24 protein-coding genes are annotated in these 20,387 nt (G+C 55.4%); 8 read left to right on the forward strand and 16 right to left on the reverse strand.

Annotated elements, in window-relative coordinates; genetic code table 11:
• Nucleotides 1-182: 182 nt before the first annotated feature.
• From NH344_RS14155 to zapE, 6 genes are all read right to left on the reverse strand, one after another.
• Nucleotides 183-950, reverse strand: a complete 768-nt coding sequence (locus tag NH344_RS14155) for a cytochrome c1 (RefSeq protein ID WP_044629969.1) — start codon at nucleotides 948-950, stop codon at nucleotides 183-185.
• Nucleotides 950-2,209, reverse strand: coding sequence for a cytochrome bc complex cytochrome b subunit (locus NH344_RS14160; protein WP_044629968.1), 1,260 nt, complete (start codon nucleotides 2,207-2,209; stop codon nucleotides 950-952). The genes NH344_RS14155 and NH344_RS14160 overlap by 1 nt, the downstream gene beginning before the upstream one ends.
• Nucleotides 2,209-2,808: a ubiquinol-cytochrome c reductase iron-sulfur subunit gene (petA, locus tag NH344_RS14165; RefSeq protein WP_044629967.1), complete on the reverse strand. Its 600-nt coding sequence runs from the start codon at nucleotides 2,806-2,808 to the stop codon at nucleotides 2,209-2,211. The genes NH344_RS14160 and petA overlap by 1 nt, the downstream gene beginning before the upstream one ends.
• Nucleotides 2,809-3,016: 208 nt before the next feature.
• Nucleotides 3,017-3,406: a 30S ribosomal protein S9 gene (gene rpsI, locus NH344_RS14170; protein WP_044629966.1), complete on the reverse strand. Its 390-nt coding sequence runs from the start codon at nucleotides 3,404-3,406 to the stop codon at nucleotides 3,017-3,019.
• Between the two features lie 13 nt (nucleotides 3,407-3,419).
• Nucleotides 3,420-3,848: a 50S ribosomal protein L13 gene (gene rplM / locus NH344_RS14175; RefSeq protein ID WP_044629965.1), complete on the reverse strand. Its 429-nt coding sequence runs from the start codon at nucleotides 3,846-3,848 to the stop codon at nucleotides 3,420-3,422.
• Nucleotides 3,849-4,024: 176 nt separating this feature from the next.
• Nucleotides 4,025-5,206: a cell division protein ZapE gene (zapE, locus tag NH344_RS14180; protein WP_044629964.1), complete on the reverse strand. Its 1,182-nt coding sequence runs from the start codon at nucleotides 5,204-5,206 to the stop codon at nucleotides 4,025-4,027.
• Between the two features lie 215 nt (nucleotides 5,207-5,421).
• Here zapE and NH344_RS14185 point away from each other — a divergent pair, with 215 nt between their 5' ends.
• Nucleotides 5,422-5,865, forward strand: coding sequence for a DUF1043 family protein (locus tag NH344_RS14185; protein ID WP_054641297.1), 444 nt, complete (start codon nucleotides 5,422-5,424; stop codon nucleotides 5,863-5,865).
• 78 nt (nucleotides 5,866-5,943) lie between these two features.
• On the opposite strand, the gene NH344_RS14190 is transcribed toward NH344_RS14185, so the two are convergent.
• Nucleotides 5,944-6,708: a Nif3-like dinuclear metal center hexameric protein gene (locus tag NH344_RS14190; RefSeq protein WP_089675508.1), complete on the reverse strand. Its 765-nt coding sequence runs from the start codon at nucleotides 6,706-6,708 to the stop codon at nucleotides 5,944-5,946.
• A 138-nt stretch (nucleotides 6,709-6,846) separates the two neighbouring features.
• On the opposite strand from NH344_RS14190, the gene NH344_RS14195 reads away from it, so the two are divergent.
• On the forward strand, nucleotides 6,847-8,094 hold the full coding sequence (locus NH344_RS14195; protein WP_044629961.1) for a Do family serine endopeptidase: 1,248 nt from the start codon (nucleotides 6,847-6,849) through the stop codon (nucleotides 8,092-8,094).
• Between the two features lie 31 nt (nucleotides 8,095-8,125).
• Here the strand turns inward: NH344_RS14195 and hisD are convergent, their stop codons facing one another.
• From hisD to NH344_RS14240, 9 genes are all read right to left on the reverse strand, one after another.
• Nucleotides 8,126-9,442, reverse strand: a complete 1,317-nt coding sequence (gene hisD, locus NH344_RS14200; RefSeq protein WP_058577876.1) for a histidinol dehydrogenase — start codon at nucleotides 9,440-9,442, stop codon at nucleotides 8,126-8,128.
• A gap of 13 nt (nucleotides 9,443-9,455) precedes the next feature.
• A complete protein-coding gene (hisG, locus tag NH344_RS14205; RefSeq protein ID WP_054641296.1) occupies nucleotides 9,456-10,109 on the reverse strand; it encodes an ATP phosphoribosyltransferase in 654 nt (217 codons plus the stop codon).
• A 28-nt stretch (nucleotides 10,110-10,137) separates the two neighbouring features.
• Nucleotides 10,138-11,400, reverse strand: coding sequence for a UDP-N-acetylglucosamine 1-carboxyvinyltransferase (gene murA / locus NH344_RS14210; protein WP_054645138.1), 1,263 nt, complete (start codon nucleotides 11,398-11,400; stop codon nucleotides 10,138-10,140).
• Nucleotides 11,401-11,410: 10 nt separating this feature from the next.
• Nucleotides 11,411-11,662 (reverse strand): BolA family protein, encoded by a 252-nt coding sequence (locus tag NH344_RS14215; protein ID WP_044629957.1) that lies wholly within the window; start codon nucleotides 11,660-11,662, stop codon nucleotides 11,411-11,413.
• Nucleotides 11,663-11,800: 138 nt separating this feature from the next.
• Complete coding sequence (locus NH344_RS14220; protein WP_044629956.1) at nucleotides 11,801-12,130, reverse strand: STAS domain-containing protein; 330 nt, start codon at nucleotides 12,128-12,130, stop codon at nucleotides 11,801-11,803.
• Nucleotides 12,127-12,780, reverse strand: coding sequence for an ABC transporter substrate-binding protein (locus NH344_RS14225; RefSeq protein WP_044629955.1), 654 nt, complete (start codon nucleotides 12,778-12,780; stop codon nucleotides 12,127-12,129). Before NH344_RS14225 ends, NH344_RS14220 begins: the two co-directional genes overlap by 4 nt.
• 39 nt (nucleotides 12,781-12,819) lie before the next feature.
• Nucleotides 12,820-13,284, reverse strand: coding sequence for an outer membrane lipid asymmetry maintenance protein MlaD (gene mlaD, locus NH344_RS14230; protein ID WP_253028060.1), 465 nt, complete (start codon nucleotides 13,282-13,284; stop codon nucleotides 12,820-12,822).
• A gap of 15 nt (nucleotides 13,285-13,299) precedes the next feature.
• Nucleotides 13,300-14,100: a lipid asymmetry maintenance ABC transporter permease subunit MlaE gene (gene mlaE / locus NH344_RS14235; protein ID WP_044629953.1), complete on the reverse strand. Its 801-nt coding sequence runs from the start codon at nucleotides 14,098-14,100 to the stop codon at nucleotides 13,300-13,302.
• Nucleotides 14,101-14,922 carry an ATP-binding cassette domain-containing protein gene (locus NH344_RS14240; RefSeq protein WP_062373478.1) on the reverse strand — a complete coding sequence of 274 codons (822 nt, stop codon included), beginning with the start codon at nucleotides 14,920-14,922 and terminating at the stop codon, nucleotides 14,101-14,103. It lies immediately after the preceding gene.
• 269 nt (nucleotides 14,923-15,191) lie between these two features.
• On the opposite strand from NH344_RS14240, the gene NH344_RS14245 reads away from it, so the two are divergent.
• From NH344_RS14245 to lptB, 6 genes are all read left to right on the forward strand, one after another.
• A complete protein-coding gene (locus NH344_RS14245) occupies nucleotides 15,192-16,178 on the forward strand; it encodes a KpsF/GutQ family sugar-phosphate isomerase (protein WP_228219223.1) in 987 nt (328 codons plus the stop codon).
• A 42-nt stretch (nucleotides 16,179-16,220) separates the two neighbouring features.
• Nucleotides 16,221-16,763, forward strand: a complete 543-nt coding sequence (locus tag NH344_RS14250) for an HAD hydrolase family protein (RefSeq protein WP_044629951.1) — start codon at nucleotides 16,221-16,223, stop codon at nucleotides 16,761-16,763.
• On the forward strand, nucleotides 16,763-17,335 hold the full coding sequence (gene lptC / locus NH344_RS14255) for an LPS export ABC transporter periplasmic protein LptC (protein ID WP_044629950.1): 573 nt from the start codon (nucleotides 16,763-16,765) through the stop codon (nucleotides 17,333-17,335). Before NH344_RS14250 ends, lptC begins: the two co-directional genes overlap by 1 nt.
• A 309-nt stretch (nucleotides 17,336-17,644) precedes the next feature.
• A complete protein-coding gene (iscB, locus tag NH344_RS14260; protein ID WP_089675510.1) occupies nucleotides 17,645-19,015 on the forward strand; it encodes an RNA-guided endonuclease IscB in 1,371 nt (456 codons plus the stop codon).
• 70 nt (nucleotides 19,016-19,085) lie between these two features.
• Entirely contained in the window at nucleotides 19,086-19,589 is a 504-nt protein-coding gene (gene lptA, locus NH344_RS14265) for a lipopolysaccharide transport periplasmic protein LptA (protein ID WP_044629949.1), read from the forward strand.
• Between the two features lie 11 nt (nucleotides 19,590-19,600).
• Nucleotides 19,601-20,359, forward strand: a complete 759-nt coding sequence (lptB, locus tag NH344_RS14270; protein ID WP_058577875.1) for an LPS export ABC transporter ATP-binding protein — start codon at nucleotides 19,601-19,603, stop codon at nucleotides 20,357-20,359.
• Nucleotides 20,360-20,387 lie beyond the last annotated feature (28 nt).

A 20,387-nucleotide genomic window follows, 5' to 3' on the forward strand; every position in this document is an offset into this window, starting at 1 on the left:
CACCCTTGCCGTCGGCTAGCACTTCCCCTTACCGGGCGTGCAGGGGACTTTCACCCCCAAGTCATCCTGAGGCACCACCCCCAGGAACAGCGCCTATCAAGGCGCTACGCGCCGTGCCTGGCGCACAACAAAAGGCGCACGGCTTTCGCCGTGCGCCTGAACCGCCTATCCTACTTTACTGATTAGTGGACGTCTCGCCAGTACTCACGCTTGAGTAGGTAAGCAATCACACCAAAAATAAAGATAAAGATAAGTACTTTAGGTGCCAGGGCTTGCGCCTGCAGCTTGGAAGGCTCACCCACGTAGGCCAGGAAGTTGGTCAGGTCATATACCGCTTCCTCGAACTCGGCTGGCTCCATCGCCCCTGGCTGAGTCACTTGCAGCACATCACAAGACTGATACTTACCTGATAGCGGGTCGGGAGACTGCCCCGCCACCGGCTGATCGGTTTCGGCACACACCAACTCCTGAACGCCTTGGAGAGGCTCCAGCACGTTAGGCATCGCCACCAAATCGAACACGGTGTTATTCACACCAGTGGGACGACTCGGGTCTTTGTAAAAGCCCAACAGGTAGGAGTAGATCCAGTCAGTGCCACGTAGGCGCGCTTCCAGCGTCAGGTCGGGCGGCGGAGCGCCAAACCAAGACTCTGCATCGCCACGATCCATCGCAATGTGCATCTGGTCGTTGAACGCTAAGTCTGAGGAGAAGATTAAGTTCTCTTCTACCAGATCCTGGGGGATACCCAGATCATCAGCCGCGCGCGCAAAGCGCTGGTGCTCAAGCGAGTGACAGCCCATGCAGTAATTAACATAGAGCTTCATGCCATTTTGCAGAGACGCCTGATCCTGTAGGTCAGGCTCCATGCTGTGAGGCACACTTGCGCCACCAGCCGCCATCGCGGTTACCGGCACGATTGCGAAGAGCAGTGCTAATAGTTGCTTTTTCATTAGCCAGTCACCCTTTCCGGAACGGGTTTAGTCTTCTCCAGCTTGGTGTAGAGCGGCATCAGCAGGAAGAAGGCGAAGTAAATGGCTGTACACACTTGCGCCAAGATGGTGCGACCTGTTGTGGACGGCAGCACACCTAGAATACCAAGAATTACAAAGCTGATGCAGAACAGCAGCAGCATAACTTTGGACATCCAGCCTTTGTAACGCATAGAGCGCACAGGGCTACGGTCAAGCCACGGTAGCACGAACAGCACAGCAATCGCCGCGCCCATGCAGACAACACCCAGGAACTTAGCGTCAAGACCAAACAGCGAGAAGGTAATCGCACGCAGAATGGCGTAGAACGGCGTGAAGTACCAAACCGGTGCAATGTGGTCAGGCGTTTTCAGCGGGTTAGCCGGTTCAAAGTTCGGCCGCTCGATGAAGTAGCCCCCCCCTTCCGGGAAGTAGAACACCACGACACTGAAGACAAACAAGAACACCGCAATACCCACCAAGTCCTTCACGGTGTAGTACGGGTGGAAAGCGATGCCGTCGAGCGGCTTGCCGGTCTCGTCTTTCTTCTGCTTGATTTCGATACCATCAGGGTTGTTAGAACCCACTTCATGCAGAGCAATGATGTGAAGCACGACTAATGCCAAAATCACGATGGGCAACGCAACGACGTGAAGCGCAAAGAAACGGTTCAACGTGATGCCTGAAATTAGGAAATCACCGCGCACCCACTGCGCTAGATCAGGGCCAATACCCGGGATGGCCGAGAACAGCGAGATAATGACCTGCGCCCCCCAGTAAGACATCTGACCCCATGGAAGCAGATAGCCCATGAAGGCTTCGGCCATCAGCAGAAGATAGATGGCCATACCAAAAATCCACACCAGCTCACGTGGCGCTTTGTAGGAACCATAAAGCAACCCGCGGAACATATGCAGATAGATGACCACGAAGAAGGCGGATGCCCCCGTCGTATGCATGTAGCGAATCAACCAGCCCCACTCGACATCACGCATGATGTACTCGACGGAGGCAAACGCACCTTCGGCAGAGGGATTGAAACTCATGGTCAACCAAACGCCGGTCAGGATTTGGTTGACCAGCACCAGCAGCGCCAACACGCCAAATATATAGAAGAAGTTGAAGTTCTTCGGCGCGTAGTACTTCGTCAGATGGTCTTGCATCATTTGCGTGGCGGGGAATCGGTCGTCCACCCAGCGCATGATGCCACTCTCGGCCTTCGCCTTATTTGGATTAGCCATTAGGCACTCTCCTCATCTTCGCCGACCACGATGATGTCATCGCTTTCAAAGCGGTAGGGCGGCACTTCAAGGTTCGTCGGCGCAGGGACGTTGCTAAAGACGCGACCGGCCAAGTCAAAACGAGAGCCGTGGCATGGGCAGAAGAAACCACCCGGCCAGTTATCGACACCCACCCCTTCCGCATCCGGCTCGGGCCGATACAAGGGAGAACAGCCCAAATGGGTACAGATGCCGATCAAGACACCAATCTCAGGCTTGATCGAGCGCAGACCACCCTGGATATAGGCAGGCTGCTGTGGCACTTCGGACTCTGGATCCGCCAAGCTGTCAGCCCCTAGCGCTTCGGTCCGTTCGATCATCTCAGGCGTACGATTAATGATCCAAATCGGGCGACCACGCCACTCGACGGTCATACGCTGACCTGGCTCAAGCTTGGAAATATCCGCTTGAACCGGCGCGCCTGCCGCTCTTGCCTTGGCACTAGGCTGCCAAGATGCCACAAAGGGGACCGCAACCCCGACAGCGCCCACCGCCCCCACAACGGAGGTGGCGCCTACGAGGAAACGGCGCCGGCCTTTGTTTACGCCGTTATCTGCCATTTCTGGTTTCTCCCATCAGCTTACCCGTTCCGTCGCAAAGGCGTCTTGCGACGACGAATATCAAATACAGTCTATGTTAAAAAAACAAAGCGCTCTGCACAAGAACAACCGCCCCGGACCATGGTGGTACGAGCGTTATAATTTTTTGATATTCCAATAAAAAACGCCCAGGTCTTTGACCTGGGCGTTTTTGCCACATAGCGTAAAATTAACGCTTGGAGAACTGCGGACGACGACGTGCTTTACGCAGACCGACTTTCTTACGCTCAACCTGACGAGCATCGCGGGTAACGTAACCAGCGGCACGCAGCGTAGGACGCAGGTCTTCGTTGTAATTCATCAGGGCACGCGTGATGCCGTGACGAATAGCGCCAGCCTGTGAAGAGCCGCCGCCGCCTTCAACGGTAACGTAGACGTCGAACTGGTTTAGGGTTTCAGTCAACTCTAACGGCTGACGAACAACCATGCGACCGGTAACACGACCGAAGTACTGGTCAAGCTCACGGTTGTTGACGGTAATTTTGCCGGAACCCGGCTTCAGGAACACACGAGCGGTGGAAGTCTTGCGGCGCCCGGTACCGTAATACTGCTGTGTCATGGCGAAGATTTCCTCAGATGTTCAGTTCAAGCGGCTGCTGGGCAGCATGCGGATGCTCGGCACCGGCGTACACTTTTAACTTGGAGTACATGGCGCGACCCAACGGACCTTTCGGCAGCATGCCTTTAACGGCAGACTCGATGATACGCTCGGGAGCGTGGTCGAGCATTTTGTCGAATGTCATGGAGCGCAGACCGCCCGGGTAACCTGTGTGGCGGTAGTAGGTTTTAGCCTTCGCCTTGTTACCGGTTACTTGGACTTTCTCTGCATTGATCACGACGATGTAGTCGCCGGTATCAACGTGAGGGGTAAATTCGGGCTTATGCTTACCACGCAGGCGGCGAGCAATCTCGGTTGCCAGACGACCGAGCGTTTTGTCCGTAGCGTCGACAATGTACCAGTCGCGCTGGACGGACTGCGGCTTAGCACTGAACGTCTTCATGGATGAAATCACCAGATTAAGTGTGTTGGGTGACTCACACCGCCAAGCGGTGAAGCACCATCCCTATTTTTTTTGGTTGCTGATTTTAGCCAGCAACGTGTAGCGAGGCGGCATTCTACAGTAAGCATGTGCCCAAGTTAAGTGCCGCAGCTATTTTTTTGATGCATGCGCAGGCACTAGGGTTTATGAGCCAGCGCCAAGTACTCGCGAGACTGCATCTCCTGGAGCCGCGACAGAGTACGCTGAAACTCAAATGTGAGCTTACCGTCGTTATACAGCGACTCCACCGGCACTTCAGCGGACATCAACAGCTTTACGCCACGGTCATAAAACTCATCCACCATGTTGATAAAGCGCCGCGCCTGATCATCCGTTTTACCATCCATTCGCGGGACGTTGGCTACCAACACTGTGTGAAACTCCCGAGCAAGCTCGATATAGTCATTTTGGCTACGAGGGCCATCGCACAGCTCGGCAAACTCAAACCACACCACATCATCATGCAAGCGGCGAGTTTTCAGCACTCGGTGATTCACCTCCAGCGGCGCCCCCTCCTCACCCGGCTGTCCGGCAATTTCTCTGAAGCTGCGTGCCAATTCCTGCTCGGCAGCATCATCTAAAGGCGCATGGAAAATTTCTGCACGCTCAAGAGCACGCAAGCGGTAGTCGACCCCTGAATCAACGTTGACCACCTCACAGTGACGGTTCAGCAACTCAATAGCAGGCACAAATCGTGCACGCTGCAAGCCGTCTTTATAGAGGTCATTGGGTACAATATTCGACGTCGCCACCAGCACAACACCACGCTCAAACAGTGCTTCCAGCAAATTGGCCAGAATCATCGCGTCGGTAATGTCTTTAACAAAAAACTCATCAAAGCAGATTACCCTCGCCTCTGCCGCAAATTTACCGGCGATGAGCGTAAGAGGATTTTTCTCGCCCTTATAGCGTGTCAGCTCGTTGTGCACCCGCTGCATAAAGCGGTGGAAATGCGTGCGCATCTTCTCGGGAAACGGCAGTGCTTCATAAAAGGTATCGACTAAGTAAGTTTTTCCACGCCCCACGCCACCCCAAAAATAGAGCCCTTTCACCTGCGGCACTGGGGGTTTGGCCGGTTCATTTTTCTTACCCAGCAAGCCTGCCATTTTGGCCTTGATGCCTTTACTGGCGACTATCGCTTTGGGCACCGTGGTCGGCGCTGACACCAACTCATCATAGAGGCGCTGCAGATGCTTCACTGCTTGTTCTTGGGCAGAGTCATATTGGAAATCGCTACGCTTGAGGTCTTCTTGATAACGCTCAAGCGGCGTTGGCCGACGCGTTTGATCAGACGCCTGACGTGCAGATACTGATGCCATTAATGTGCTCCCGCAACGCATTGTCCAAGCTGTATCCTCGACGTGCCACCGCCCGCCAGATAAAGCTTGCTCAATAAAATGGGGCTAATTATACGCCGCTTAAACGCTAAGCGCATGAGCGGATTGACCCAACCGACTTAGACGCGCCTATAATGGGGCTGTTTTTAAAAGCCACGCCCTGTGTTCAGTGGCGCGCATTACTTAGGGAGAAGACTGTGGAAGCAAGCTCGCCATTCACTTTTGCAATCATTGGATTAATCGTCGGCTTTATCATCGGCTTAGTGTGCTATCGACTTTTCAGCAAAGGTGCGCGGGATGCCGCTTCACTCAAGCAGACACTGCTTGAACGTGAACACCAAATCGCTGAACTAAAGAAGGGCATGAGCAGCCACTTAACGAGCATTCAGCAGCGCTTAGAAAACATTCGCCACGAAGCTGATCAGCTTGAGCAACAGGTAGAGAACGAAGCAACTCAGTGGAAACTATCCAGCGTTAAGCCGTCATCCAGCACCACCACAAGCGACACTGAAAACGACAGCAACGTGGCAATGCCTAGAGACTACGCAGCGGGCAAAAACGGTACGCTGTCAGAAGATTTTGGCTTAAAAGAGAGCCACCAACCTACTGAAGGTACAGCAGCACAACCTCCCCGCTACTAAGGCAAACGCCGCCATTACTGCCGCGTATCGCCAGCAGGGCACCCGATCAATGAGCGACAGGTGCCCTGCGCCCTTGAGTTAGGCAGGATTATCAATATCCACAAAACGATGCTCCACACCGAACTCACTGCCTAGCCACTCACCAAGCGCTTGGACCCCATAACGCTCAGTGGCGTGGTGGCCCGCCGCAATATAGTGAATCCCCATTTCACGCGCCAAATGCGTGGTACGCTCAGATATTTCTCCAGACACAAACACCTGCGCCCCTGCTTCGTAGGCAGTGGTGATCATATCCTGCGCTCCGCCCGTACACCATGCGATTCGCTCTATAGACTGCTCAGCAAACGGCGCTTCCACAACAAGAGGAGACCGCTGAAGCGTGGTGCTTATTTGCCCAGCAAGCTCACCAATACTTTGGGGCGCAACCAAACGCCCCGACCAGAGCAACCCTTCCCCCAGCTCCCCATCCAAACAGCCTTCTACTTTCCAACCGAGCCGCTTAGCTAACTGAGCATTGTTGCCTATCTCCGCATGGGCATCTAATGGCAAATGATAGGCAAGAAGGCTTATATCATTGGCGAGCAACGTTTTAATGCGGCGCTGTTTCATTCCTGTAATAGGCACTGGCTCGTTTTTCCAAAAATAACCGTGATGCACCAACACCATGTCAGCCTGCCATGCTACCGCCTCATCTAACAGCGCCTGGCACGCCGTCACTCCTGACATCACTCGCTTGACGGTATCACGCCCTTCAACTTGCAACCCATTAACCGTAAAGTCCTTAAATTGCTCGGCTCGCAGCTGATGGTCACAAGCGGCGACAAGTTGATCGCGATGATTCACACTCACTCCTTAACAGTTTAAACAGCCACCGTGAGGCACAGCGGCATTCAGTGTTACCATAACGCCATTGTAAAACTCGCTCCGCATTATCGCGAACCTCGCGACTATTTAGACTGCCACCCGCTGAGGAATCCTCGCATGCACCGTTCTGTGCTGCCCTATTTATGGCCCATTACCACGGGGCTCTTGCTAGCTGCCGTGCTACTGCTCGCGTTCCCAGAGCAGTTGCCAAACCCGTTTCGACAGACTCCGCCCGCAGCGGTGGAAACACCCCCGGCACTGGTACCCACTACCAGCAACGAGCAGAGCACTAACCGACCTGCGCCCGACATTCGCCAAGCAGAACCTCTTGCCCGCAACCAGGGCCCGGCTAGCTACTCCGATGCAGTTAACCAAGCAGCGCCTGCGGTGGTGAACATCTATTCATCCCGGATTGTAGAGCGCGACCAGCACCCACTGATGTCAGACCCCTTCTTCCGGCAGTTCTTCAGCGGCGACGATGCCACAACCCATCAACGGATGCTCTCCAGCTTGGGATCTGGCGTCATTGTCAGCAAGGATGGCTATGTACTGACTAACCATCATGTGATTAATGGCGCGGATCAAATCCAGGTTGCCCTGCGCGATGGGCGTGAAACGCTGGCCGAAGTGATTGGTACAGACCCAGAAAGCGACTTAGCAGTGCTGCGCATTGATCTTGAAAATCTACCGGTGATTGAGCTTGCCGACTCAGAACAGGTCGCCGTCGGCGATGTGGCACTGGCAATTGGCAACCCCTTCGGCGTTGGCCAAACCGTCACTATGGGCATTATTAGCGCCACAGGGCGCAGCCATTTAGGGCTTAATGCATATGAGGATTTTATTCAGACCGATGCGGCCATTAACCCCGGCAACTCAGGCGGCGCACTCGTTAATCCTGATGGCGCTCTAGTGGGAATTAATACGGCAATTTTCTCACGTTCAGGCGGCTCTCAAGGTATCGGCTTCGCAATTCCCGCCAACCTTGCCCACAGCATACTCAATGAGCTGGTGACTCGCGGTCGCGTAATTCGCGGCTGGCTGGGCATTGAGGCTCAGGCGCTTTCGCGAGAGCTCGCAGCCTCGTTTGGGCTACGCACCCCACAAGGCGTGATCGTGGCAGGCGTGGTAAGCGGCGGACCTGCCGCACAGGCAGGCTTACAACCGGGGGATGTACTGCTCTCTATTGATGGCCAGGTCATTTTAGATGCACGCGCTACTATGAGTGACATTGCATCTATTCCTCCCGGCACGTCACTGCCTCTGACGATTGTCCGCGGCGGCGAGCGCATGGAGATGACGCTGGAGGTAGGCGAGCGCCCTGTGCCGACCAACGCAACATCAGCCGACAGGCAGAGCGGCTCTTAAAGCCGCCCTGCTACACTAAACACACTGCCCGTTAATCGCGAACCCGGTACTCGGCAGAGCGAGCATGGGCAGTGAGGTACTCCCCACGGGCCAACACCGAAGCGACTTTACCCAGCTCAGACGCCCCTTCAGGGGAACAGTGGATAATGGAAGAGCGTTTCTGGAAGTCGTACACCCCGAGCGGTGATGAGAATCGCGCCGTGCCGGATGTCGGCAGCACATGGTTCGGCCCCGCGCAGTAATCCCCCAGCGCTTCCGACGTGTGGCGCCCCATAAAGATAGCGCCCGCATGGCGGATATCGTCTAGCCATGCCTCAGGCTCAGCAACCGACAATTCAAGATGCTCAGGAGCAATACGGTTAATCATCTCAACCGCTTCGGCCTGATCTGTACACAGAATCAGTGCGCCGCGACGATTCAGGGATGCGCGGGCAATCTTTTCGCGCTCTAGCGTTGGCAGCAACCGCTCAATGGAAGCCGCCACGGCGTCCAAATGCGCGGCATCCCAGCTCACCAAAATCGCCTGGGCATCTTCGTCATGCTCCGCCTGAGAGAAGAGGTCCATGGCGATCCAATCCGGATCGGTTTGCCCATCCGACACCACCATGATCTCGGAGGGCCCGGCAATCATATCGATGCCGACCTGGCCGAACACGGCCCGCTTGGCAGTGGCCACGTAGATGTTGCCGGGTCCCACAATTTTATCGACCCGAGGAACGCTTTGCGTACCGTAGGCAAGCGCGGCAACGGCCTGGGCGCCACCAATAGTGAACACGTAGTCCACGCCCGCTAGGTGCGCCGCCGCCAATACCAGATCATTCAACACACCATCAGGGGTAGGTACCACCATGACGATTTCACGCACACCTGCCACGTGGGCAGGAATGGCATTCATCAGTACGGACGACGGATAAGCCGCCTTACCGCCTGGAACATAGATGCCTGCACGATCAAGCGGTGTCACTTTTTGGCCTAACACCGTGCCATCGGCTTCTTCATACTGCCAAGAGGTCGGCTTTTGCCGCTCGTGGTAGCGCTTAATACGCTCGGCAGCCATTGCCAGGGCATCACGCTGCTCGGCAGGCAAACCATCATACGCCTTCTTTAATTGCTCTGGCATTAGGCGCAATTGCGCCATCGATTCGACCGATAAACGGTCAAAGCGGTTGGTTGCCTCAATGACCGCCTGATCACCGCGTTGCTTAACGTCTGCCAAGATTTCCTCAACACGAGCCTGGACCGCTTTATCAGACACGCCCCCCCAATCCAACAGCGCATCGAGGCGCTGATGGAAAGCCGTTTCACTGGTCGAGAGGCGGGCAATAGTGGCTGTGGTTGTATCGCTCATGATGAACCTCGTGTCATTCGATAGGCTGCGTCTGACGCTTTTTTACGGCACTTTCCAGGCGCGCTAGCAGCGGCTTAATACGGTCGTGCTTCATGGTCATGGCCGCTTTGTTGACCACCAAACGCGTGCTGATATGGGCAATGAGCTCACGGGGTTCCATGCCGTTAGCGCGAAGCGTATTGCCAGTGTCGACGATATCGACGATCTCATCGGCCAAGTTCATGAGCGGAGCCAGCTCCATCGCCCCGTAGAGCTTGATGACCTCTGCCTGGATCCCCTGCTCGGCGTAGTAGCGACGCGCTACGTTGACGAACTTGGTCGCCACGCGGCGGCGTGCTTTGGCAGGGGGCTGCCCTGTCACGCCCGCCGTCATCAGCTTGCAGCGAGCAATCTCCAGGTCTAGCGGCTCATAAAGGCCTTCCGCACCATGCTCAAGCAGCACATCTTTACCGGCGATACCCACATCCGCCGCGCCTAGCTGCACGTAGGTGGGCACATCAGTGGCGCGGATAATTACCAGTTTGACGTCCGGCAAGTTGGTATCGAACAGCAGCTTGCGGCTTTTACTTAAATCTTCGGCGGGCGTAATGCCCGCATCCGCCAGCAGGGGCAGCGTTTCATCCAAAATGCGCCCTTTAGAAAGGGCTAAAATCAGTTGCTTACTCATGGTCTAAGGCCAGTGTTGTCCGCGTGGCTTAGCCGGGAATACGGCGAATTTTCGCCCCCAGCAGCTGTAATTTTTCCTCGATACACTCGTAGCCGCGATCAATATGGTAGATGCGATCGACCAGGGTCTCTCCTTCAGCCATCATGGCCGCAATGACCAGAGATGCCGAAGCACGAAGGTCCGTTGCCATCACCGGGGCTCCAGAAAGCTTATCAACGCCCTTAATTAACGCGGCGTTACCTTCCAGTATGATGTTCGCACCCATCCGGTTAAGCTCTTGAACGTGCATAAAGCGGTTTTCGAAGATTGTCTCTACTACCCGTGAATGCCCGTCTGCAACGGCATTCATAGCGACGAACTGAGCCTGCATATCGGTGGGAAATGCGGGATAAGGCGCCGTCCGGATATTAACCGCCTTCGGGCGCTTGCCATGCATATCCAGCGAAATCCAATCTTCACCGCTGTCGACCTCCGCACCCGCCTCTTCCAACTTAACGAGTACTGCTTCAAGAATATCGGCCCGGGTACGCTTCACTTTCACCCGCCCGCCGGTCATTGCCGCCGCGACCAGGAAGGTGCCCGTCTCGATACGGTCGGGCATGACATCGTGCTCGCAGCCGTGCAGCGAGGCAACGCCATCAATGATGATGGTGTCCGTGCCGTGACCATGAATCTTCGCGCCCATTTTGATCAAGCACTCGGCCAGATCCACCACCTCAGGCTCACGAGCGGCGTTTTCAAGAACCGTTCTGCCGTCGGCGAGCGTAGCCGCCATGAGCAGATTTTCTGTGCCTGTCACCGTCACGGTATCAAAATAGATCGTTGCACCTTTTAAACGACCGTCGACACGGGCACGAATATAGCCCGCTTCAACGTGGATCTCCGCCCCCATGGCTTCCAGACCACGCAGGTGCAAATCCACCGGGCGTGAGCCAATGGCGCAACCACCAGGCAGTGAGACATCCGCCTTACCAAAGTGCGCCAGCAGCGGCCCCAGCACCAGAATAGAGGCGCGCATCTTTTTCACCAGCTCGTAAGGCGCATGGCATTGAGTGACCTGAGAGCCATCCAGTTGAATGCTCAGTTTTTCGCCCATCACAGGCTCAACGCCCATTCGTCCCAACAGCTCAAGCGTGGTGGTAATATCCTGCAAATGCGGCAGGTTACCGATAACCACTGGGCCATCTGCCAATAGGCTCGCGCATAGAATAGGCAGCGCGGCATTTTTCGCACCGCTTGCCCATACTTCGCCATCCACCGAGCCATTGCCCGCAATAATGAGTTTATCCATGGAGCGGCCGTTACTGAGCGTTTTCCGCCGCAGTTTGCCACTGCGTCGGAGTAAACGTTTTAATGCTGATAGCGTGCAGTGCACCCGAAGCGATTTCCTCGCTAAGCGCTGCGTATACAAGCTGTTGACGCTTCACTGGAGAAAGACCTTCAAAGGCTTCACCAACTGCAATCACCTGAAAATTGCAGCCTTCACCCTGGATGTGAAACTCACACCCATCGATGCGGGATTCAAGCAGTGCTTTTACCTCGTTGGGTTGCATGAGACAGGAAACTCCTTTGGGGTCGTTGAAATAGTAAGCAATAGGCGAACATGATAAAGAAAAGCGACACGCTTGGCGATGCCGTGCAAGCCACCAATAAATAGAGCAGCCCATGGGCTGCTCTAAAGATCGCTCAGTTCAAGCTGAAACGGATGAGGAAGTAAGCGCATCCAACTCCGCCAAAGAGGCCAGCCGCTTGAGCGGGGCCGACAAGACAATCGAACGAACCGTGATCTGCAGCGCTTGGCAAGCACGCAGCCATTCAAATAAGACACTAATAGCAACGCTGCTGGCCTTACTGACTTGCTCAAAGTCAAAGCAGACCTCTAAACACTTGGCACTGCGTAACCATTTCACACCTGCAGCGGCCACCTCAGTCGCTACATTCATTGTCAGGTCGCCAGCAACCATGAGCGCATCACCCTGAATCGTTAGGGACACCTCTGAACGAGACAGCAGCGATGTCACGCGTCGCCTCCCTGCTCTAGCTCGTCCACACCTATTTCTGGCGCCCAACCACGGATGACCGCATCATAATCGCGGTTATTGTCACGCATGGCTTGGTCGAACTGATTACGGAAGGTCAAGCCCAGGTTAATGCCGTTGACAATCACGTTCACGACACGCCATTGGCCGTCAGAAAGACGCAGGCTATAGCTCACCGGGTAGACTTGACCATTGCTCGCCACGACTTCCATATCGACGCTGGCTTGATCTTCGTGACGCTGGGCACGCTGTTGGCCCAACACACGCAGCTCGTCGTAGTCGAAGGTCACCAGACCACGCGTGTAGGTATCGATCAGCGTCTGGCGGAAGACATCCGCAAAACGGCTGCGCTGCTCTGGCGTAGCATTACGGAAATAGCTGCCCATGACGCTGGCACCGATATAACGGAAATCGGCAATGTCATCCAGGCTATCGTTGACCAGCGCCTTCAGCTCATCGAGATTGTTGGCATAGTAGTCTTCACGCCCTTCGATTTGCGCCATGAACCCTTCGATGTTGTCGCGAATCATCTGTTCGGGCGACTGAGACTGCGCCTTGGCCAAGGCAGGCAAAGCCATCAGCAGCAGGGCCAGGGCAAACCAGCGGGAAAAAGTTGCTGTCATCTTTTGCATCGTTACACCTTTGTAATCACGCACCATCACCATGGATGCTTAGTTGCTGACCATATTGGACACAAACTGCTGAATAAGTTCTTCCAGCACCAGGGCCGATTGCGTGTCGCGAATCGTGTCACCGTCTTCCAGCACCTCCGGGGCACCGCCAACACTCAAACCAATATACTGCTCGCCCAGCAGCCCCGCCGTCAGAATGGCCGCCGTGGTATCCTGGGAAAGCTGGCCTTCCAGGTCACTGTTCAGGCTCAGTACCACGCGTGCGTCGTACCACTCTCGGTCCAGCTCGATGGCCTCGACACGTCCAACGGTCACGCCCGCCATGGTGACGCGTGCACGCGGTTTCAAACCGCCGATGTTGGCAAAGTTTGCCTCAAGACGGAACGTATCAGAGGGCGCTGAGAGCGTTAAGCCGCTGACTCGCAGGCCGAGAAATACCAGCCCTATGATGCCAGCCAACATAAACAGGCCAACGCCAAACTCCATGGTTTTGCTGCGCTTCATGACATTACTCCACCCTTAAAGGCCGCCGAACATAACGGCGGTTAAAACGAAATCCAGCCCTAGCACCGCTAACGAGGAGTAGACCACCGTACGGGTGGTAGCTCGAGAAATCCCCTCAGAGGTTGGTACTAGGTCATAACCCTGAAACACAGCAATCCAGGTCACCACCAGCGCGAACACCACGCTCTTGATCATGCCATTGCCGATATCATCGATGAACGACACGCTGGCCTGCATATTGCTCCAATAAGAGCCTTCAAATACGCCCAGCCACTCCACGCCTACTAAGTAGCCACCCCAGATGCCTACCACGCTAAAGCCCACAGTAAGAATAGGCAGCGCCACAAAGCCTGCCCACAGCCTTGGGGCTACCACGCGTCGCAGTGGGTCTACCCCAATCATTTCCATACTGGTGAGCTGCTCGGTGGCCTTCATCAGGCCAATTTCAGCCGTTAATGCAGACCCTGCCCGCCCGGCAAACAGCAGTGCTGCCACTACAGGGGCCAGCTCACGTAGTAGCGAAAGCGCCACCATTTGGCCCAGCGCCTGTTCAGCGCCGAAATCCACCAAAATGGTATATCCCTGAAGCGCCAGCACCATGCCAATAAACAGCCCTGACACCAGCACAATGGCCAACGACAGCACACCAACAAAGTGCATTTGACGCAACCAAAGCGACCACCCTTCTCGAGAAGGCACGCCCACTGCCGATTGGGCGAGAAACACCGTGGCGCGCCCCAGGGCCTCGACCACATCACACCCTTTCCGACCCAGGCGGGTAACCCGCGCCGTGTAGTGAGAAAATTTAGACTGCATCTACCCTGCCTTAAGTGCTAAATCGTGACCGAGAATATCCCGGTAGAGCGTCTCTGCGGGATAGTGAAACGGCACCGGACCATCTGGCTCGCCGTGCATAAATTGGCTCACACGAGGGTCTTGATTCACCTCTAGCGAGCTCGGAGTGCCGTGCGCCACCACCTGCCCATCCGCAATCAGGTAGAGATAGTCGGCAATACTCAGCGTTTCCTTGATATCATGGGAGACCACTACCGAGGTCAGCGACAGCGCCTGATTGAGCCGCTTAATCAATTGCACCAGCACACCCATAGAGATAGGGTCCTGGCCTACAAATGGCTCATCATAAAGGATTAACTCAGGGTCAAGTGCGACTGCCCGCGCTAATGCCACCCGCCGCGCCATACCCCCTGATAGCTCAGCGGGAGTTAAATGCCTTGCCCCCCGCAACCCTACTGCCTGCAACTTTAGCAACACTAAGTCGCGAATCATGGTGTCGGGCAAGTCAGTATGCACCCGCAGCGGGAAGGCCACATTCTCGAAAACATCTAAGTCCGAAAACAGCGCGCCGCTCTGAAACAGCATTCCCATGCGCTTACGTAGCGTAAACAACGCCTTGCGTGACAGGCGGTGAACATCCTGCCCATCAATTAAAATCCGCCCACGGTCTGGCGTTAATTGGCCACCAATGAGCTTCAATAGCGTTGTTTTACCCGTGCCGCTTGGCCCCATAATAGCGGTGACTTTGCCACGCGGAATGGTCATATTAACGCCACGGAAGATATCGTTATCTCCACGGGAAAAGTAAACATCTTCAACCTGTATGAAGGGAACATCCGTCATAAGCTGATTGACCTTCATCGTGTTGCCAGAACGCGTCAGTATAAACCGACTGGGCGCGGGGCAGTTTAGAAAACAGTGTTTTCGAAATATTATCGAACATCGTATCCTAACGCTACTCTTAGTAACAGTCGCGCAAATCATTGCCGTACAAACCATTCGTCAATAGAACTCACTAATACCGCGGGTACTTGCTGCATGCTTTAGCTAAACACTGCTTCAAGATGTTATTCTTACTAGTCACCTATTCACATCATGAAACGAGACACGCCATGCGTCAGCCACTCTCTACACCCAGCCAACTGCGTGAAAGTGCACTGCGCACCTTGCAAATCGAGCAAGCGGCTATTGGGGGCTTGCAAGCCAAGCTAGATGAAGGCTTTGACCACGCCTGTCAGCTTATGCTTGCCTGTCAGGGACGCGTGGTAGTCACCGGCATGGGAAAGTCAGGTCATATCGCCGGCAAAATCGCAGCCACCCTAGCCAGCACAGGCACTCCAGCCTTTTTTGTTCACCCAGGTGAAGCCAGCCATGGCGACTTGGGCATGATTACCCGCGCCGATGTGGTTTTGGCACTCTCTAACTCCGGTGAAACCGCTGAAGTAACGGCCCTACTTCCGCTACTCAAGCGCCTTGGCACACCGCTGGTCAGTATGACTGGCCGCCCAGGCTCCACTCTTGCACAGCACTCAGACGCCCACCTGGATAGCGGTGTAGAACGAGAAGCCTGCCCGCTTGACCTAGCACCCACCAGCTCCACCACCGCCGCCCTTGCCCTAGGCGACGCCCTTGCTGTTGCTCTATTGGAAGCACGGGGCTTTACCGCTGAAGACTTTGCCCTCTCTCACCCTGGCGGCAGCCTCGGTAAGCGCTTACTACTGCGTGTTAGCGACTTAATGCACGATGGCTCACGGCTCCCTCAAGTAGCGCTGGGCAGCCCGCTGCGCGATGCACTACTTGAGATAACACGCCAAGGGCTGGGCTTTACCTGCGTGGTGGATAGCGAAGGCCGTCTTGCCGGGGTCTATACCGACGGCGACTTGCGTCGCACGCTAGACCAACACCACGACCTGCGCGATGTTCAGGTAGATGACGTAATGACGCGCCCCGGCAAGCGCATTGGTCCAGACATACTAGCTGCCGAAGCGGTGCGCATTATGGAAGATAACCGTATCACTGCACTGGCTGTTGTTGATGAACAGCAGCGCCCCATCGGCGCGCTGCATATGCATGACCTGCTTGCCAGCGGCGTTATTTAACGACTTTATACTGCTTTTTTGGCAATGGATGATGGAGGCTTTATGGCCCTACCTGATGCACTACTCGACCGACTTCGCCGCGTAAAACTGCTTGCGATTGATGTAGACGGTGTACTTACTGACGGCCGTCTCTATTTTCAGGCTGACGGTATCGAAATCAAAGCGTTTCACACCCAGGACGGTCATGGCCTGAAGTTACTCAAGCGTGTCGGCATCCATGTGGCGCTGATTACCGGCCGTGATTCACCTATGGTGAGCCAGCGCGCTGCTGCCTTAGGAATCACTCACGTATACCAGGGCTGTGAAGACAAACTCACTACCCTGAGAGCGCTTTGTCAGCGGCTTGATATCACCTTAGAACAGGTCGCCTACTGTGGAGATGACCTACCTGATCTTGCTCCGATCAAGCGCTCCGGTGTCGGTATTACGGTCCCCAATGCTCCGGACTACATGCACCCCCATGCCGACTGGATCACTGAACGCCTTGGCGGACACGGGGCTGTGCGTGAAATTTGCGATACGCTCCTAACGTCCCAAGGGCACTGGGATGCCGTACTCGATACGTATCTGCACGGACAGCCATAATGCGCTTTAGGGTAAGAAAACGGGTCTGGATCACGGCAATGGTCATCGCCCTAGGCGGCGTGCTGGTTTGGCTAGACCCTCGCGGCCCCCAGGAGACTGAGATTGACTCTGAAGCTCGTGCCCAGGAACCTGGGCACGTATTAGAGAATGCCGAAATTACCCTATTTGGCGAAACAGGCACTATTCAGCAATCTCTGGTAACCCCACGGCTGGTGCATACTCCGCAAACGGCAATGACTGACGTGTTGTCACCCCGTGCCACGCTGTTTGATAGCGAACAACGTGAGTGGCTCGCCACGGCGAACACTGGCACCCTCAATACTGAAACCCAAGCATTAACATTGGCAGGCTCCGCGCGGCTACTAGCGCCTGAAGAGGGGTGGCAGCTTGATAGCGAACTATTAAACTACGACGGGACCACCCGGCATGCCTGGAGCGACACCCACGTAGTGTTGCAGCAGCCCCCTCAGCGTATGGAAGCCTCCCGAATGGATGTATGGCTGGATGACAGCCAAGTCCGTTTAACCAACAACGTGCGCGGCGTTCATCCGCCGGCCACCCGTTCCCCTTAGGAGTCGCGGTCAACTACCCCCGCCTGAAGGCGGGAGCTTGTGACAACAAGCCCGGTTGACCAGGGAGAGCGGTAGCCAACCCGCTACGTTGATAACAGGTCGCCAAGACTCACCCACGGATGCTTCCTCAGTCCGTGGCTCTGAAAGGTCAAGATCATGCTGCGGTACGCCGCCCGGGCGAAAGGTAAAACGCCGAAGATCTTGATCGCTGCCACAAGGCAGGAGCCGGTTATCGACATTCCCGAGGGGAGACGGGGCGCAAGCCCCGCGACACAAGGTCCGTAAGGGCATTGATTAGGAGGAAATCGCATGGCGATTTTCGTACTGGACAAAAAGAAGCAGCCGCTGATGCCGTGCAGTGAAAAACGGGCTCGGTTGCTGCTACAGCGCGGGCGTGCCGTGGTGCATAAGCGCTATCCGTTCACGATCCGGCTGAAAGATCGAGTGGGCGGTAGCACGCAGCCACTAAGCCTGGGCATCGACCCTGGCAGCAAAACGACCGGGCTGGCGCTGATACGCGAACCGGACAGTCAGCAGCGGCATGTGCTGTGCCTGTTTGAACTAATCCATCGCGGTTATCAGATCAAAAAGGCATTACAACAACGCGCCGCCTTTCGGCGTCGCCGCCGCAGTGCCAACCTGCGTTACCGCGCCCCGCGCTTCAATAATCGCACCAAACCCAAGGGCTGGCTGGCACCGTCGCTGCAGCATCGCGTCGATACCGTCACGGCCTGGGTGAACCGGTTGAATCGTTTAGCGCCTGTAACCGCCATCAGCCAAGAGTTGGTGCGCTTTGATACGCAGAAGCTGGATAACCCCGAGATCAACGGCGTGGAGTACCAGCAAGGCACGCTGCTGGGCTACGAAGTACGCGAGTACCTGCTGGAAAAATGGGGCCGTGAATGTGCCTATTGCGGCACCGCCGATACGCCGCTGGAGATCGAGCATGTGATACCGCGCTCGCGGGGCGGCTCGAACCGCGTCAGTAATTTGACCCTAAGCTGCCACCCCTGCAACCAGAGCAAGGATGCGCTGTCACTGGTGGATTTTTTCGCCACTGACAAAGGCCTGAAAAAGCGCCTGAAAGCCAACGGCCACACCGCTAACGCTCGGCTTGAGCGTGTGCAGCGCCAGCTCAAGCAACCGCTGCGCGATGCCAGCGCGATCAATGCCACGCGCTGGGCGCTGTTTAATGCGCTCAAAGCGACTAGCTTGCCGGTGGCTGTCGGCACCGGCGGTCGCACCAAGTACAACCGCCAGCGACTGGGCATTCCTAAAACCCATGCTCTAGACGCGGCCTGTGTCGGTGCGTTCGACGCACTACATGCTTGGCAGGTGCCCACATTAACCATCAAGGCGATGGGGCGTGGTAGCTATCAGCGCACCCGCTTAACGAAACACGGGTTTCCGCGTGGCTATCTGATGCGGCAGAAGCAGGTGCACGGCTTTCAAACCGGCGACATGGTGCGTGCGATGGTACCGACTGGCAAGAAAGCAGGTACCCATACGGGGCGTGTCGCGGTACGCAAAACCGGCAGTTTTAACATCCAGACCGAACAGGGGGCCGTGCAAGGCATCTCGCACAAATACTGCACCCTCATCCAACGCGGTGATGGCTACGGCTATCACTTTACACCCTTCACCCACCTAACAGGAGGAGCGGGACAGGCGGTGGCGTAACCCAGTCGCCCTGCGGGCGACGCGCTATCCCTCCCGGCGCTAAAGCACCGGGTTTCTCGCGCAAAATCTGATGAATGCTCTAATCCGCACTGCACTTCTTGCCCTAGCCGTGCCGCTTGTCACAATTGCACTGCCTGTAGCGGCACAAAACCAAGCGCCTATTCATGTGGAGGCCGACCGGTTAGACCTTGACCAACGAGCAGGGACAGCCGTGTACACCGGTAACGTTGACATTCGCCAAGGCAATATGCAGCTACGCGGAGAGCGTGTCGAAATTCAGCGTAACAATGCTGGCGAGTTGTCTCGCGCCATCGCTACGGGCGAGCGTGCTTACTTGCGTAACCAAATTGAAGACCAAGAAACCCCTATAGAAGGCTGGGCGCGTCGGATTATTTATCACGTTTCCGAACGCCGGGTTGAGCTGATTGACCAAGCTGAGCTGACCCAGCAAGGAGATCACTTCCAAGGTGGACGTTTAGAGTACTTTATCGATCAAGAAGTAGTACAAGCACGCTCTGACGTTAGCGGCAGTGAAAATCAGCGTATTCGTATGACCCTTCAGCCCGAACAATAGGAAGTGGCCACGTGGCAGCATCAACATCCCCAGCCCCCACACCAGTAAAAACGCTCTACGCCCATCATTTAGCGAAGAGCTATAAGCGCCGCCGTGTGGTTAAAGATATTAATCTGGAAATCACTCAAGGTAGCGTGGTTGGGCTACTTGGCCCTAATGGCGCAGGTAAAACCACCTCGTTTTATATGATTGTGGGGTTGGTCAAATTGGATGCGGGCAAAGTAGGCATTGACGACCTTGACCTCACTCATGCTCCTATGCATGAACGCGCCATGGCAGGGATTGGTTATCTACCCCAGGAAGCTTCCATCTTCCGCAAGCTCTCCGTGGCTGACAACATTATGGCCATTTTAGAGACACGCAAAGAGCTTGATCGAAGCGCCCGGGAAGCACAACTTGAGTTACTACTTGAAGATTTTCACATCACTCATATACGCGACAACTTAGGCATGAGTCTTTCTGGGGGCGAACGCCGCCGTGTTGAAATCGCCCGCTCTTTGGCCACCGAACCGGCCTTTATCCTGCTGGATGAACCTTTTGCCGGGGTTGACCCGATTTCCGTTGGGGAAATTAAAGCTATCATTCGAGCGTTAAAGAAACGCCACATTGGTGTATTGATCACCGACCATAACGTTCGTGAAACGCTGGATATTTGTGATATTGCCTACATTGTTGGCGACGGTCACATCATTGCCAGTGGAAACGCCCAGGAAATCCTCAACAACCAGAAGGTTCGAGATGTCTATTTAGGCGCCGATTTCCGCCTTTAAACAGTGACCTGCAGAAGCATTTCTTTTA

Origin of the sequence: Halomonas sp. Ps84H-12 (assembly GCF_024124725.1) — a bacterium.
In the GTDB taxonomy this organism is placed as follows: domain Bacteria; phylum Pseudomonadota; class Gammaproteobacteria; order Pseudomonadales; family Halomonadaceae; genus Vreelandella; species Vreelandella aquamarina.

Coding starts and splice junctions, on each gene's coding strand:
- NH344_RS14215 (WP_044629957.1), bottom strand. CDS start 11,662: ATGCAACCCAACGAGGTAAAAGCACTGCTTGAATCCCGCATCGATGGG.
- lptC (WP_044629950.1), top strand. CDS start 16,763: ATGCGCTTTAGGGTAAGAAAACGGGTCTGGATCACGGCAATGGTCATC.
- iscB (WP_089675510.1), top strand. CDS start 17,645: ATGGCGATTTTCGTACTGGACAAAAAGAAGCAGCCGCTGATGCCGTGC.
- zapE (WP_044629964.1), bottom strand. CDS start 5,206: ATGGCATCAGTATCTGCACGTCAGGCGTCTGATCAAACGCGTCGGCCA.
- hisG (WP_054641296.1), bottom strand. CDS start 10,109: ATGAGTAAGCAACTGATTTTAGCCCTTTCTAAAGGGCGCATTTTGGAT.
- NH344_RS14240 (WP_062373478.1), bottom strand. CDS start 14,922: ATGACGGATGTTCCCTTCATACAGGTTGAAGATGTTTACTTTTCCCGT.
- NH344_RS14225 (WP_044629955.1), bottom strand. CDS start 12,780: ATGCAAAAGATGACAGCAACTTTTTCCCGCTGGTTTGCCCTGGCCCTG.
- lptA (WP_044629949.1), top strand. CDS start 19,086: ATGAATGCTCTAATCCGCACTGCACTTCTTGCCCTAGCCGTGCCGCTT.
- rpsI (WP_044629966.1), bottom strand. CDS start 3,406: ATGACACAGCAGTATTACGGTACCGGGCGCCGCAAGACTTCCACCGCT.
- NH344_RS14195 (WP_044629961.1), top strand. CDS start 6,847: ATGCACCGTTCTGTGCTGCCCTATTTATGGCCCATTACCACGGGGCTC.
- mlaD (WP_253028060.1), bottom strand. CDS start 13,284: ATGAAGCGCAGCAAAACCATGGAGTTTGGCGTTGGCCTGTTTATGTTG.
- petA (WP_044629967.1), bottom strand. CDS start 2,808: ATGGCAGATAACGGCGTAAACAAAGGCCGGCGCCGTTTCCTCGTAGGC.
- NH344_RS14155 (WP_044629969.1), bottom strand. CDS start 950: ATGAAAAAGCAACTATTAGCACTGCTCTTCGCAATCGTGCCGGTAACC.
- mlaE (WP_044629953.1), bottom strand. CDS start 14,100: ATGCAGTCTAAATTTTCTCACTACACGGCGCGGGTTACCCGCCTGGGT.
- NH344_RS14250 (WP_044629951.1), top strand. CDS start 16,221: ATGGCCCTACCTGATGCACTACTCGACCGACTTCGCCGCGTAAAACTG.
- murA (WP_054645138.1), bottom strand. CDS start 11,400: ATGGATAAACTCATTATTGCGGGCAATGGCTCGGTGGATGGCGAAGTA.
- rplM (WP_044629965.1), bottom strand. CDS start 3,848: ATGAAGACGTTCAGTGCTAAGCCGCAGTCCGTCCAGCGCGACTGGTAC.
- NH344_RS14245 (WP_228219223.1), top strand. CDS start 15,192: ATGCGTCAGCCACTCTCTACACCCAGCCAACTGCGTGAAAGTGCACTG.
- NH344_RS14160 (WP_044629968.1), bottom strand. CDS start 2,209: ATGGCTAATCCAAATAAGGCGAAGGCCGAGAGTGGCATCATGCGCTGG.
- hisD (WP_058577876.1), bottom strand. CDS start 9,442: ATGAGCGATACAACCACAGCCACTATTGCCCGCCTCTCGACCAGTGAA.